The 12,744-nt window shown below is 62.5% G+C and carries 12 protein-coding genes; 9 read left to right on the forward strand and 3 right to left on the reverse strand.

Annotated elements, in window-relative coordinates; genetic code table 11:
* Positions 1 to 125: 125 nt before the first annotated feature.
* From ACEK02_RS07510 to ACEK02_RS07520, 3 genes are all read left to right on the forward strand, one after another.
* Complete coding sequence (locus ACEK02_RS07510) at positions 126 to 704, forward strand: sigma-70 family RNA polymerase sigma factor (RefSeq protein ID WP_371421168.1); 579 nt, start codon at positions 126 to 128, stop codon at positions 702 to 704.
* Complete coding sequence (locus tag ACEK02_RS07515; protein WP_371421169.1) at positions 701 to 1,465, forward strand: anti-sigma factor domain-containing protein; 765 nt, start codon at positions 701 to 703, stop codon at positions 1,463 to 1,465. Before ACEK02_RS07510 ends, ACEK02_RS07515 begins: the two co-directional genes overlap by 4 nt.
* 166 nt (positions 1,466 to 1,631) lie before the next feature.
* On the forward strand, positions 1,632 to 2,696 hold the full coding sequence (locus tag ACEK02_RS07520; protein ID WP_371421170.1) for a hypothetical protein: 1,065 nt from the start codon (positions 1,632 to 1,634) through the stop codon (positions 2,694 to 2,696).
* Between the two features lie 120 nt (positions 2,697 to 2,816).
* On the opposite strand, the gene ACEK02_RS07525 is transcribed toward ACEK02_RS07520, so the two are convergent.
* Positions 2,817 to 4,799 carry an alkyl/aryl-sulfatase gene (locus tag ACEK02_RS07525; protein WP_371421171.1) on the reverse strand — a complete coding sequence of 661 codons (1,983 nt, stop codon included), beginning with the start codon at positions 4,797 to 4,799 and terminating at the stop codon, positions 2,817 to 2,819.
* A 163-nt stretch (positions 4,800 to 4,962) separates the two neighbouring features.
* Entirely contained in the window at positions 4,963 to 6,291 is a 1,329-nt protein-coding gene (locus tag ACEK02_RS07530; RefSeq protein ID WP_371421172.1) for an MFS transporter, read from the reverse strand.
* Positions 6,292 to 6,707: 416 nt separating this feature from the next.
* Between ACEK02_RS07530 and ACEK02_RS07535 the strand changes: the two genes are divergently transcribed.
* The 6 genes from ACEK02_RS07535 to ACEK02_RS07560 all read left to right on the forward strand — a co-directional run bounded on the left by ACEK02_RS07535 (position 6,708) and on the right by ACEK02_RS07560 (position 11,876).
* Positions 6,708 to 7,070, forward strand: a complete 363-nt coding sequence (locus ACEK02_RS07535) for an SPW repeat protein (RefSeq protein WP_371421173.1) — start codon at positions 6,708 to 6,710, stop codon at positions 7,068 to 7,070.
* Between the two features lie 241 nt (positions 7,071 to 7,311).
* Positions 7,312 to 7,491 (forward strand): hypothetical protein, encoded by a 180-nt coding sequence (locus ACEK02_RS07540; protein ID WP_371421174.1) that lies wholly within the window; start codon positions 7,312 to 7,314, stop codon positions 7,489 to 7,491.
* A 40-nt stretch (positions 7,492 to 7,531) separates the two neighbouring features.
* Positions 7,532 to 10,549 carry an excinuclease ABC subunit UvrB gene (gene uvrB, locus ACEK02_RS07545; protein WP_371421175.1) on the forward strand — a complete coding sequence of 1,006 codons (3,018 nt, stop codon included), beginning with the start codon at positions 7,532 to 7,534 and terminating at the stop codon, positions 10,547 to 10,549.
* Positions 10,550 to 10,615: 66 nt separating this feature from the next.
* The gene (locus ACEK02_RS07550; protein WP_371421176.1) at positions 10,616 to 10,945 is read left to right on the forward strand and encodes a type II toxin-antitoxin system PrlF family antitoxin; all 330 of its coding nucleotides are present in this window, start codon (positions 10,616 to 10,618) and stop codon (positions 10,943 to 10,945) included.
* A gap of 7 nt (positions 10,946 to 10,952) precedes the next feature.
* On the forward strand, positions 10,953 to 11,447 hold the full coding sequence (locus ACEK02_RS07555) for a type II toxin-antitoxin system YhaV family toxin (protein WP_371421177.1): 495 nt from the start codon (positions 10,953 to 10,955) through the stop codon (positions 11,445 to 11,447).
* Between the two features lie 201 nt (positions 11,448 to 11,648).
* On the forward strand, positions 11,649 to 11,876 hold the full coding sequence (locus ACEK02_RS07560; RefSeq protein WP_371421178.1) for a hypothetical protein: 228 nt from the start codon (positions 11,649 to 11,651) through the stop codon (positions 11,874 to 11,876).
* 3 nt (positions 11,877 to 11,879) lie between these two features.
* Here the strand turns inward: ACEK02_RS07560 and ACEK02_RS07565 are convergent, their stop codons facing one another.
* Positions 11,880 to 12,704 (reverse strand): transporter substrate-binding domain-containing protein, encoded by an 825-nt coding sequence (locus tag ACEK02_RS07565; protein ID WP_371421179.1) that lies wholly within the window; start codon positions 12,702 to 12,704, stop codon positions 11,880 to 11,882.
* Positions 12,705 to 12,744: the final 40 nt, after the last annotated feature.

A 12,744-nucleotide genomic window follows, 5' to 3' on the forward strand; every position in this document is an offset into this window, starting at 1 on the left:
GGTTGCCGGCCTGACCAGCGCGCCGACGGGGCCTGCCGACTGGGTTCGTGCCCTGAAAATAAATTCATCCGGGTACATCCAATTTCCGCGCGGCAAAGGTAGACTGGCCATGCAAGGGCATGGACATGACCGGGAATGGCACCATCACCGAGACCCAGCGCGACGAGGCGGGTCTCGACTACGCGCGCGAGGCACAGCTGTCGACGGCGCTGGCGCGATGCGCAGCCGGTGATCGCGCAGCACTGCAGATGATCTACGATAGTGAGGCACCGAAGATGATCGGGGTCGCCCGCCGCATCCTGTTCCGGCAGGATCTCGCGGAGGAAGCCGTGCACGATGCCTACTTGCGGATCTGGCGCGCCGCCGCCTCGTTCGATCCGCATCGCGGCAGCGCCCGCGGCTGGCTCTATGCGGTGGTGCGCAACCGCGCGCTCAGCATTCACCGCAACGAGCATCGCTATGATGCGTCCGACGACAGTGCGCTCGATATCGACTGCGAGGCAACCATGACGCGGATGCCCGAGACATCGGCGCTGCGCAAATGCCTGGAGCGTATCGACCGGCCGCGCCGCGATGTGGTCGTGCTGGCCTATGTCCATGGCATGAGCCATGGCGAACTGGCCGGACGGCTGAAGGTGCCCTTGGGCACCGTGAAGAGCTGGGTCCGCCGCAGCCTGTTCTCGCTGCAGGAGTGCATGGGATGAGCATGCACGACGACAACACGCATTCCACCGACGATCTCGCTGCCGACTATGTCATGGGTCTGCTCGAAGGCACGGAGCTCGCCGCTGCCGAAGCGCGCATGAGCGAGGATGCCGATTTCGCCAGGGCCGTCAGCACCTGGCGCGAGCGATTGGCCGATCTCGACGCCACGGCCGAAGCGCTCGCCCCCAGCCCTGCACTGTGGGACCGCATCGCCGACTCCACCAAGGTGAAACCGGCGATCCCGCTGCCCGGCGCCCGCGCCGCGCTGCGCGGCGCAACGCTGTGGGACAATATCGGCTTCTGGCGCGGCACCGGGATCGGCGGCGTGTTCGCGGCCTTGATGCTTGTGGTGATCCTGATCGGCGCGCTCGCAACGTCGCGCCAGCTCCGCCGTGAGCTGATCGCGCTGGCGCAGCGCAAGCCGATCTATGTCGCCGTGCTGGTCAACGACGCCACGAAGGAAACCGGCGCCATCGTCAACACCTTCTCCGACGGCCGCGTCGAACTGATCCCGCTGCGCCCGATCGACGTGCCCGCCGGCCGCACGCTGCAGGTCTGGACCCTGTGGGATCGTGACGTCGGCCCGAAGTCCATCGCCGTCACCAGCCAGTCGCGCACGCTGCAGCTCGATCTCGAAGCGCTGCCGGAAACCGTCCCGGATCAGCTGTTCGAGATCACGCTTGAGCCAGAAGGCGGCTCGCCGATCGGGCAACCGACCGGGCCGATCCTGTTCAAGGGCAATGCGGCGCGGGCGCTGTAAGCTTGCGCATTCGTCCTTCGAACCTGTACCCGCTCATTGAACGTATCAGTCGCTTCGTCCGACAAAGGGTGTGACACGGCGGCGGACATGTTGTTCCTGTAACCCGTTCCTTGTGACCTGATCGATCCATCTTGCGGCGTCGAATGGCGCGTTGCGGAGAACGTGCATGCGATATTCGACCGACGATCTGCGCGCGGCTGTCACGGCCGGCGTGCTTCCTTCCGCGCAGCTCGACGCCCTGCTGGCTTTCCTCACAGCGCGTGTGCCGGAGCAGCCCGCCAGCGGCCCGAAATTCGATATCGTGCACCTGCTCTGGTACGCCGGCGCGCTGGTGGTGATATCAGCCATGGGCCTGTTCTCGACGCTGGCGTTTTCGCAGATGGGCGGGCCGGCGCTGACGGCCACCGCCATTGTTTATGCCGTGGCCTTCACCGCGGCCGGTCACTATCTCTGGACGGTCAAGAAGCTGCGCACGCCGGGCGGACTGCTGATTGCGGTCGCTGTGGCGATGACGCCGCTGGCCGTGTTCGGCATACAGGACGCCTACGGTGCCTGGACCGAATTCGGCAAGCCGGCGGCGATGCGCGATTTCTATGTCTGGATCAAGGGCAGCTTCGTCTTCATGGAGCTTGCGACCATCGCCGCAGCCATCGTGGCGCTGCGGTTCTATCGCTTTCCGTTCATCGTGTTCATCATGGCGGTCGCGCTGTGGTTTCTGTCGATGGATGTCGTGCCCTGGATCGCGGGTGCCAGCTACGGCAATTGGGAACTGTCGCGCAAGGTCTCGATCTGGTACGGCCTCGGCATTCTGGTTGCTGCGGTGATCGTCAACCTGCGCCAGCGCAGCGGCGACTTCGCGTTCTGGCTCTATCTGTTCGGCGTGCTGACATTCTGGGGCGGCATCACCGCCAGCTCGAACGGCAGCAATCTCGACAAGGCGCTGTATTGCGCGCTGAATGCCGGCTTCCTGCTGATCTCGGTCGCGCTATCGCGACGGGTCTTCGCGGTGTTCGGCACCATCGGCATTGCGATCTATCTCGGCGATCTCGCGGAGAAGCTGTTCAAGGATTCAATGCTGTTCCCGTTCGCCCTGTCGCTGATCGGCATCGGCATCATTGCGCTGGGGCTGTATGTGAACCGCCACCAGCGCGACATCAGCGCCTGGGTCGAGGCGCGGATGCCGGAATCGCTGCTGCGGCTGCGGGCGACACTGCGTGCCTCACAGATGTGATGAAGCTTGACCCCTCCAGGTCTGGCCCATCTGGGATCGCGCGATCGGTCTGAAACAGGCCGACCTCGCGGCTGTCGATCTCGAAACGCTGACGGACCCTGTTGCCGTCGGGCTCCGGTTCTATTCCACACGCGCCTTCTTCGGCTCCACGATCTCGAAGTCGGTGGGGAATTCGTCGAGCATCCCGAACAGCTCGCGCAGCTTCACCGGGTCACCATCGAGAGACACCGCGCCGCCTGCAACGCTTTCGGCAAATGTCTTCTGCTTCAGCGTAATGGCGTCGAGCGCGGCCCGGGTCAGCTTGACGCTGGCGTCGGCCTGATCGGAGAGTTTTCCCGACGTGTGCGTCAGCGCGGAATTTTCCAGATTCATGACATAGGTTTCGTTGAGATCGGTGAAGGTCCAGTTGATGACGATCTTTCTGCCTTCCGCCTTGGCTGCATTGAGCCGCACGCCAAGGAAATCGAACGCAAGATCGATGGAAATGCCTTTCAGCAGTTCGGCATTCGCAAGCGACGGCCGCTGGGGACCGACGCCGCGACGTAATTCGAGCGCGCCGAGCAGATAGGCGTTGCGCCATGCTGCCGCCTCGCTCTGATAGCCGAGCTGTTCGAGCGCGTCGGCGCCGAGATCCCGCGCTTCCTGGTTCGACGGATCGGCGAATACTACCTTGCTCATTACGCTGGCGACCCAGCGATATTGCCCGGCGTTGAAGTCGTCACGCGCGCGTTTTATCGTCGTGTCCGCGCCGCCCATATAGTCCACCTGCTTCTTCGCCTCCTCCACACGCGGCAGCGGGTTGAGGTCGGCGGGATTGGCGTCGTACCAGCCGAGATAAAATTGATAGACAGCCTTGGCGTTGTGGCTCAGCGTGCCGTAATAGCCGCGCGACGCCCAGTCGTTCGCCAGTGACGGCGGCAGCTTCAACTGCTCGGCGATCTCCGTCGAGGTCAGGCCATGATTGAGCAGCCGCACGGTCTGGTCATGGATGAACTTGTAAAGGTCGCGCTGCTTGTTCAGGAACGCGACGATGCGTGCATTGCCCCACATCGGCCAGTGATGCTGGGCGATGACAATATCGGTCCTGTCGCCGTAGCGCTGGATCGCCTCGCCGATATATTTCGACCACAGCCGGCCGTCACGAATCTCGGCGCCACGGATCGTGTAGAGATTGTGCATGTTGTGGGTGGCATCTTCCGCCATGTTCAACAGCTTGAACTGCGGAAAATACATGATCATCTCGGACGGCGCCTCCGAGCCGGGCACGAGATGGAATTCGATCTCGACGCCGTCGATGCTGCGGCTCTCGTAACCTTGCTTGATCAGATCGTTCGGCGGAATCAGCGAGATCGTGCCCTTCGCCAGTGCCTTGCCTAGACCCGTGTCGACCTGGGCGCGCGCGCCGACCGGCAGCGCGGAGCCGAACTGGTATTGCGCGCGGCGGCTCATGGCGTTGCCGGCGATGACGTTTTCCGCCACCGCATGCTCCATGAACCCATCGGGCGCGATCACCTTGACCTTGCCGGATGCCGCATCCTCTTCCGACATCACGCCCTTGCCGCCGCCGAAATGGTCGGCGTGGCTGTGACTGTAGATCACGGCCAGCACCGGCTTTGCCGGCCGGTTCTTCAGATAGAGATCGAGCGCGGCTTTGGCGGTCTCGTTGGAGAGCAAGGGATCGATCAGGATCAGGCCAGTATCGCCCTCGACGATGGTGAGATTGGCGATATCCAGCCCGCGCACCTGATAGACGCGCTCGGTGACCTTGAAGAGACCATTGATGGCGTTGAGCTGTGCCTGCCGCCACAGGCTGGGATTGACCGTCGGCGGCACCTGATCGTTTTTCAGGAAATCGTACTGCTGTGTGTCAAACGCCGGATTGCCGCCGGGGCCGGGAATGATGCCATCCGGCAGTGTCGCGATGAAGCCGCGTCTGGCATCGTCGAAATCGGCGCGATCGTTGAACGGCAGTGTCTTGAGGAAGGCGTCGTTCACTGCGCGGCTGGCGGGCTCGGCGTCCTTCGACTGGGCGAGTGCTGATGACAGTGGCGCGACGGCAAACAGGCCAACGGCCAGCAGGCTGGCGGAGCGCGACAGCGGCATTTGAAACTCCCTGGCTTTCGCGTGGTCCTCGGCATGCGCCACGCGCTGGTTTCAGCCTATCAAGGGAGCAAGATCCCTTTCACCATGAACTTCAGCGAACCCGGCGAGAAAAGTGCAGGGCCCGGTGAGCCCCGCACAAGGGCGACCTTGTCAGGTTGCCGTCTCAGGTCGCCGGTCTTGGCTCTATCGGATGCCAGATGCTGATCTTGCGAGTTTCCGGCATCAGGAAGACACAGATGACGAAGCATATGGCAGGAATCACGATCGGGTAGATCAGCGCGTAACCGATGCTGCCCGTGGCCGCGAAAGCCGCCGAGGTGATGAACGGCACCAATCCGCCACCCCAACCGTTGCCGATGTGATACGGCACCGATACCGACGTATACCGAATCCTGCCGGGGAAGTATTCTGCCAGGAACGCTCCGACCGGCCCGTACACCATCCCGACGTAGCAAACGAGGATGAAGATAATGAAGACCGCGATCGGATAGTTGATATTGCCGGGCTGCGTGACCGTTCCCAGCCACAAATACAACGGATAGTACGTAATCGCGGCGAGCAACATGCCTCCCAGGATCACTGGCTTGCGGCCAATGATGTCGGACAGCCAGCCGAAAAAAATCAGGCTCGGCGTTGCAATGAGCAGTGCGGCTCCCACGATGTAGGCCGAGGTCAGCGGGTCCACCTTCGATACCTGCTGCAGGAAGTACAACGCCCAGAACTGACCGCTGTACCAGACCACTCCTTGCCCGATCAGCACGATAGTGGCGATCCCAACATATTTGATGTTGGAGGTGAGGAAGGCCTCCTTCCATGGATTCCTGGTCATCTGCCCCTTGGCCTTGATCTCCTGGAAGATCGGCGTCTCCTGAAGCTGGAGCCGGATGTAAATGGCGATAGCCACCAACAGGAAGGAAACCAGGAACGGAACGCGCCACGCCCATGCGTCGAAGGCCTGGTTGCCGAAATACGTGCGTGTCGCGATGATCACCGCCAACGACACCACGATCCCGAGAGTCGGGGAGGTCTGCAGCCAACCGGTGTAATAGCCCCGGCTTTCGTCCGGCACATGCTCGGCGACATAGGTGATGGCGCCGCCATACTCGCCGCCCAGACACAGACCCTGGAGCATCCGCAGGCCGAAGAGAAGGAACGCAGCAGTCAGGCCGATCGACTCGTAGGTCGGGATCAATCCGATCGCGCCCGTGCCCAGCCCCATTCCGCTGAGCGTAACAAGGAACGTGTACTTGCGGCCAACCCGATCACCCATCCATCCGAAGAGGAATGCGCCCAGTGGACGGATCAGGAATCCGGCGGTGAATAGTGCAATCGTACTGAGCAGAGCTGCGACAGGGTGGGATTGTTCGAAGAACTTGACCGACAGAACCGCGGCCAGGCTCCCGAAGATATAGAAGTCATACCATTCGATGACGTTTCCGACCGCCGCGGCGACGATCACGCGGCGGAAATCCGTCTGGATTTGCATTGCCATGTGTGCCTCCTGTTACTTCAAGACATTGCCTCCCATTTTCGGTGCTTTGCTTTCTCGCGGCGCGTGATCAATGCGCGACATCTGCAGGTGCCTCACCTGTGTGTGCGTCTGCGCCGCCTGCCCCCCTTGAGGGAGCTTTTACCATCTGAGGGGAGCTCCAACGGCCTCCGGCGCCGTGAGCCAACGCTGCCTCCTTTCCATCCGGCTGGAAGCGAAAGCACTCAGGCAGTCTAATCCTAATTGGACCACCACCGCATAAGACTTTTGGCTCTATCGGGCTGCGCCCGGCTGGTGTCCCAAGTCCTCCCTGGCAGTGAGCAAACGCAGCAATCAGATGAGCCAGCGAAGGTTGCCTCTCGAAGCGCCGGAAGCACTCACTATATGACTCAGAACAACAATGAAGGGAGGTGAGCATCATGCGTATTCAACATTGGCAAGATGCCGCCAGCCTGTTGCTGGGCGTGTGGTTGGCCGTATCGCCGTTCATCCTGGGCTTCGCCGGGGCGGCGACCTGGATCACAATCGCGCTTGGATTGTGCGTCATTCTGTTTGCCATAGAGGGATTCTTCATTCCCTCCTATCTGGAGGAATTGGGAGAGATTCTCCTCGGACTGGCTCTGCTCGTAGCACCCTGGGCAATCGGCTACGAGTCGGGATCGGCCACAGCAAGCAGTATGGTGTCGGGCATTCTGGTGATCTTGTTCGCAGCCTGGGAACTGATGACCGATCGCGATTTCATCAGCTCATGGCACGATCGCTGGCATCACTTAACCAGTTGAGCAAGGCATTTGCCTGATCCCTCTGCCGACCGTCATCAATGGTGGTCGGAAGAGAGAAATTCCCTCGGCGGCGTGTCGCTCAATGATACGATACGCCACGCGTAAACGCGCCATGTGATGCCGCGCTGTAAGTCGCGGGATTCTTGGACCGCCGGCTGTCCGATTGATGCATTCTTGCCATCAACGATGGAAGGGAGGCGATCATGACCACACGCTGGACGCCAGAGAGCTGCGCGGCCGCATGAGCAAGAGCGAATTCGCTGCCGCCAATCCGGACAAGGACGGCACGCTCGACAAGGCGGAATATCTCGCCGTGGCGGAAACCCGGTTCCGCGCGGCCAATCCCGATAATGACGGCACCATCGATGCCAGGGAATTGGCCACGCCGGCCAGCAAGAAGCTGTTGAAGCTGCTGAAATAGGGCCCTTTTATCGCCACCGGACTCGCCCCATATTCGGGCCATGGCGAAGAAACCCGACTCTCCGAAAAAGCCCGCAAAATCAATCAAGACACCCGCCGCCAAGCCCGGCGCCGGCCGTCCCGACGTCAAGCCGATCGGGCCCGCGCTGGCGGAACTGCTGAATCCCGCGATCAATCGCGGCGATGCCGGCATGGGATCGGGCACCGGCCTGCAGCCGCCGCCGACCAACTCCTTCGAGCGCCGCTCCGGCGGAGAGGCAGCGGTACATCGCGCGCGCAAATCGACACCCAAGAAATTCGAGGGCGACGAGGGAATGCGGCCGACGCCATTGCAGCCGTTTCCGCAACCGGTTGTCGCGCCCTATGCCCCGCGACTGAGCGAGCAGAAGGGTCTCGAGGAAGCCCAGCAGGCCAATTACAACACCTCGGCCACGATCCCGACACTGGATCCGGAACTGGCCAAGCAACTCGGCTTCGCCACCGAGGAAGACGATGCCGCTGCCATGGCACGGCCGCCGCGCAACAAGATGGAGGCGCTCGGCGTGCAGGCCACCGCCGATGCGCTGGAAGCGCTGGTGCGCGATGGCCGCCCGGAGTTCAAGGACCAGAAAGTCTGGACGCCGCATCGTCCGCCGCGTCCGGAGAAATCCGAAGGCGGCGTGCGCTTCGAACTGAAATCCGAATATGAGCCGAAGGGCGACCAGCCCACCGCGATCAAGGAACTGGTGGAGGGCATCGAGCGCAACGACCGCACCCAGGTTCTGCTCGGCGTCACCGGCTCCGGCAAGACCTACACCATGGCCAAGGTGATCGAGGCCACGCAACGCCCGGCGATCATCCTCGCGCCGAACAAGACGCTGGCCGCCCAGCTCTATGGTGAGTTCAAGAACTTCTTCCCCGACAATGCCGTCGAATATTTCGTCAGCTATTACGACTACTATCAGCCGGAAGCCTACGTCCCGCGCACCGACACCTATATCGAGAAAGACTCCTCCATCAACGAGCAGATCGACCGCATGCGCCACTCGGCGACGCGTGCGCTGCTGGAGCGCGACGACGTCATCATCGTGGCGTCGGTGTCGTGCATCTACGGTATCGGTTCGGTGGAAACCTACACCGCGATGACCTTCGCGCTGAAGAAGGACGAGCGCATCGACCAGCGCCAGCTGATCGCCGACCTCGTGGCGCTGCAATACAAGCGTACCCAGCACGATTTCACGCGCGGCACCTTCCGGGTGCGCGGCGACGTCATCGACATCTTCCCGGCCCACTATGAAGACCGCGCCTGGCGCGTGAACCTGTTCGGCGACACCGTGGAGAGCATCGAGGAGTTCGATCCGCTCACCGGCCACAAGCAGGACGAGCTCGAATTCATCAAGATCTACGCCAACTCACACTACGTGACGCCGCGGCCGACGCTGATCCAGGCGATGAAGTCGATCAAGGAAGAGCTGAAGTGGCGGCTCGAGCAGCTGCACAATCAGGGCCGCCTCCTGGAAGCGCAGCGGCTGGAGCAGCGCACCACCTTCGATCTCGAAATGATGGAAGCCACGGGAAGCTGCGCCGGCATCGAGAACTATTCGCGCTATCTCACAGGCCGCCGGCCGGGCGAGCCGCCGCCGACTTTGTTCGAATATGTGCCGGACAATGCGCTGGTGTTTGCCGACGAAAGCCATGTGTCGGTGCCGCAGATCGGCGCCATGTTCAAGGGCGACTTCCGCCGCAAGGCGACGCTGGCGGAATACGGTTTCCGCCTGCCCTCCTGCATGGACAACCGGCCGCTGCGCTTCGAGGAATGGGACATGATGCGCCCGCAATCGATCGCGGTGTCGGCCACGCCGTCCGGCTGGGAGCTGCAGGAATCCGGCGGCGTGTTCGTCGAGCAGGTCATTCGCCCCACCGGCCTGATCGACCCGCCGATCAATATCCGCCCGGCCCGCACCCAGGTCGACGATCTCTTGGGCGAAGTCCGCGCCACCGCGGCCCAGGGCTATCGCTCGCTGATCACCGTGCTGACCAAGCGCATGGCCGAAGACCTGACAGAGTTTTTGCATGAGCAGGGCATTCGCGTGCGCTATATGCATTCGGACATCGACACCATCGAGCGCATCGAGATCATCAGGGATCTTCGCCTCGGCGCATTCGATGCGCTGGTCGGCATCAACCTGCTGCGCGAAGGTCTCGACATTCCCGAATGCGCGCTGGTCGCCGTGCTCGATGCCGACAAGGAAGGCTTCTTGCGTTCGGAGACGTCGCTGATCCAGACCATCGGCCGCGCCGCGCGCAATGTCGACGGCCGCGTCATCCTCTATGCCGACCAGATGACCGGCTCGATGCAGCGCGCCATCGCCGAGACCGATCGCCGCCGCGAGAAGCAGGTGGAATACAACACGCTGCATGGCATCACGCCGGAAAGCGTGAAGAAGTCGATCGGCGACATCCTCAACTCGGTCTATGAAGGCGACCGCGTGCTGGTGGATATCGGTGGCGGCATGGCCGAGGACGCCATCACCATCGGACACAATTTCGAAGCCGTGCTGGCCGATCTGGAAGTGCGGATGCGCGAGGCCGCGGCCGACCTGAACTTCGAGGAAGCCGCGCGCCTCCGCGACGAGGTCAAGCGCCTGCGCGCCACCGAACTCGCCGTGGTCGACGACCCCACCGTCAAGCAGCGCGGCGTCGCCGCCCGCGGCGGTGCCTATAAGGGCGACAAGAAATATGGCGATGCCGCCAACCTGCCCGCGCGCCTCGACAAGGCCGCACAAGGCAAGGCGCGCAGCAAATACGGCAAGAGTTCATCAGCGGGCGGCGCCTCGTCGAAAGTGCACAAGCCCGGGCTCGACGAGATGGGCATCGCGAACTGGCATGAGGTGAAGCCCGCCCGCGGCAAGGAAGTCCAGCGTCCGCGCAAGCCGACACTCGACGAGATGGGCCCGGGCACCGAGAGCAAGATCTTCCAGCCGAAGAACAGCCGCGAGTCCGGGCCGGAGTTTGGACCGGCGCCAAGAAGCTCTGGCGGCGCGCCGGGGCATCGGGGCGGGTGGAAGAAGCGAAGCTGAACGCGCATTGACAATGTAAGGAATATTCCTTACATTCTTTTCTGCCCTCGCGATGCGGAGAGTGTTATGGCGCGCACGGCTTTCGAAGAACTGAGCACCATCACATCCAAGGGACAGACCACGGTCCCGAAATCGGTGCGTCAGGCCCTCGGGCTAAGCGAAGGCGACCAGATTGCGTTTCGCGTGGATGAATCTGGCGTGACCGTGCGACGCGCAGATGATGCGCAGGACGATCCGGCGCTCGGAGCGTTCCTGTCCTTTCTGGCGAAGGACATCGAAGATCACCCAGAGCGACTGCAGACAATGTCGCCGGACATGGTGAAGCACATCGCGAGCCTGACCGAAGGCATGGTGTTCGACCCCAACGAGCCCATCGACGGCGACGTCGATCTCTGAACGCGCCATGATCATCAACGGATGGACGGTTTACTTTCATCCGCTGTTTCTGGATCGGATGGCGCAGCTTGTTGCCGGTGTCGATCGCGACAAGAAAAAGCATCCGGCGGACTACACCAGGAGACCAAACGCGAAGCTCTTGAACGCGATCCAGACCATCACATTCGATCGCATCCCGCACGACCCGACAGACAGGCGTTACCGACTCGGCGGCACGCTCGGGGAGGAGCGCAAGCACTGGTTTCGCGACAAGTTCGGCAACGGCCGCTTCCGGCTGTTCTTCCGCTATGACCTGCGTGCCAAGATCATCGTCTATGTCTGGGTCAATGACGAGACGACGCTGCGGACATACGGCACCAAGTCCGATGCCTATGCGGTATTCGCGTCGATGCTGAACGACGGCAACCCGCCGGATAGCTGGGATCGGCTATTGGACGCGAGCAAGAAACCAGACGTGCAGAAACGTGTCGAGGAAATGTTGCGAAAAATCGATAAGGATTGAGCGAAAGTAGCCAGCTCGATCGGGCTCATTTCCCGAGTTTGTCATGACGGCCTCGTGCCGGGCATCCGAATCCGAGAGACAAATGCGACGGTGCATGCGCGGGCCTGTTGAACCGTTTCGGCGTCCCGCCAACCAATCATGATGCGCGGCCATCACGCCGCATCACGGCGGCAAGTGGCAATGACCGAGTGGCAGTTGGCGATGACCGAGATCAGTGCCCTCAAGAAGCGGCTCGACGACGTCACGCGCGACCACGGCAGAACCCGCGACTATCTGGTCGGGCTGGCATCGGGCATGGTGGCTGCGCTGGCGGCCGCGCTGTTCGAGCAATACGGCAGGACGGCCAGCAACATCTATACCCAGATCATCGTCCTCGTGATCGGTTTTGTCCTCGTCCGCCGCGTCATGCGCTGGACGCTGAAAGGCTGACGCTCACTTCCCCGCTGACGGCGCCACATCCGCGACCTGGCCGCTGCGCTTGAGCGCTTCGGCGACGAAGCCCGAGGCCTTCATCTCCTCGACGAAGGCCTTGAGATAGGCGACGCCGGCCGTGCGCGGTCTGTCGGCGATGCGCGGCATGGCCATCGCCTGCTGTATCTCCTGGAAATGGCCGGACATCACGCGCATCTCCGGATGGTCCTTGGCATAGGCATCGAGCTGCTGGCGGACGCCAGCGGCGGCATCGAGCTTCTCGTCGAGAAACTTGCGGATCATCGCGCTGCCGCCGCCGACATCGGCGCGCAGCACGGTGGCGTGTTTGACGGTGCGGGTGAGATAGAGGTCGTAGGCCGAGCCGAGGCCGACCGACATTCTGATGCCGTCCTTGTCGACGTCGTCGACGGTCTTCAGCGGCGAATGCACGGGGACCATGTAGGTGCCCTCGATAATCACATAGGGCGCGGTGAAGATGATCTCCTGCGCACGCACCGGCTCGATGGCGATGAAGCCGACATCCCAGGCGCCGGCCCTAGCGCCCTCGAACACCTTGCCCGCCGCGTCATAAGGCACATAGTCCACGGCGACGCCGAGGCGCTTCGCCAGCTCGGCGGCGAGATCCGCGGAGACGCCGTGCGGCGCGCCGTCCGGCCCCTTCTGGGCCAGGACGCTATTACCGTAATTGATCGCGGCGCGCAGCTTTCCGGTGGGGACGAGATCGCGCAGCACCTCGGGCGATGCCTGAACGGATTGGACCGCGGGCTGGGCGAAGGCCGGGGCTGCAGCGGTCATGAACAGCACCATCCATCGCAATACACGCATCGCAGGCTCCCCGGTTTCGGCGCGACCATGCCTGCAAAGC

The organism is Tardiphaga sp. (assembly GCF_041424195.1).
GTDB lineage: Bacteria > Pseudomonadota > Alphaproteobacteria > Rhizobiales > Xanthobacteraceae > Tardiphaga.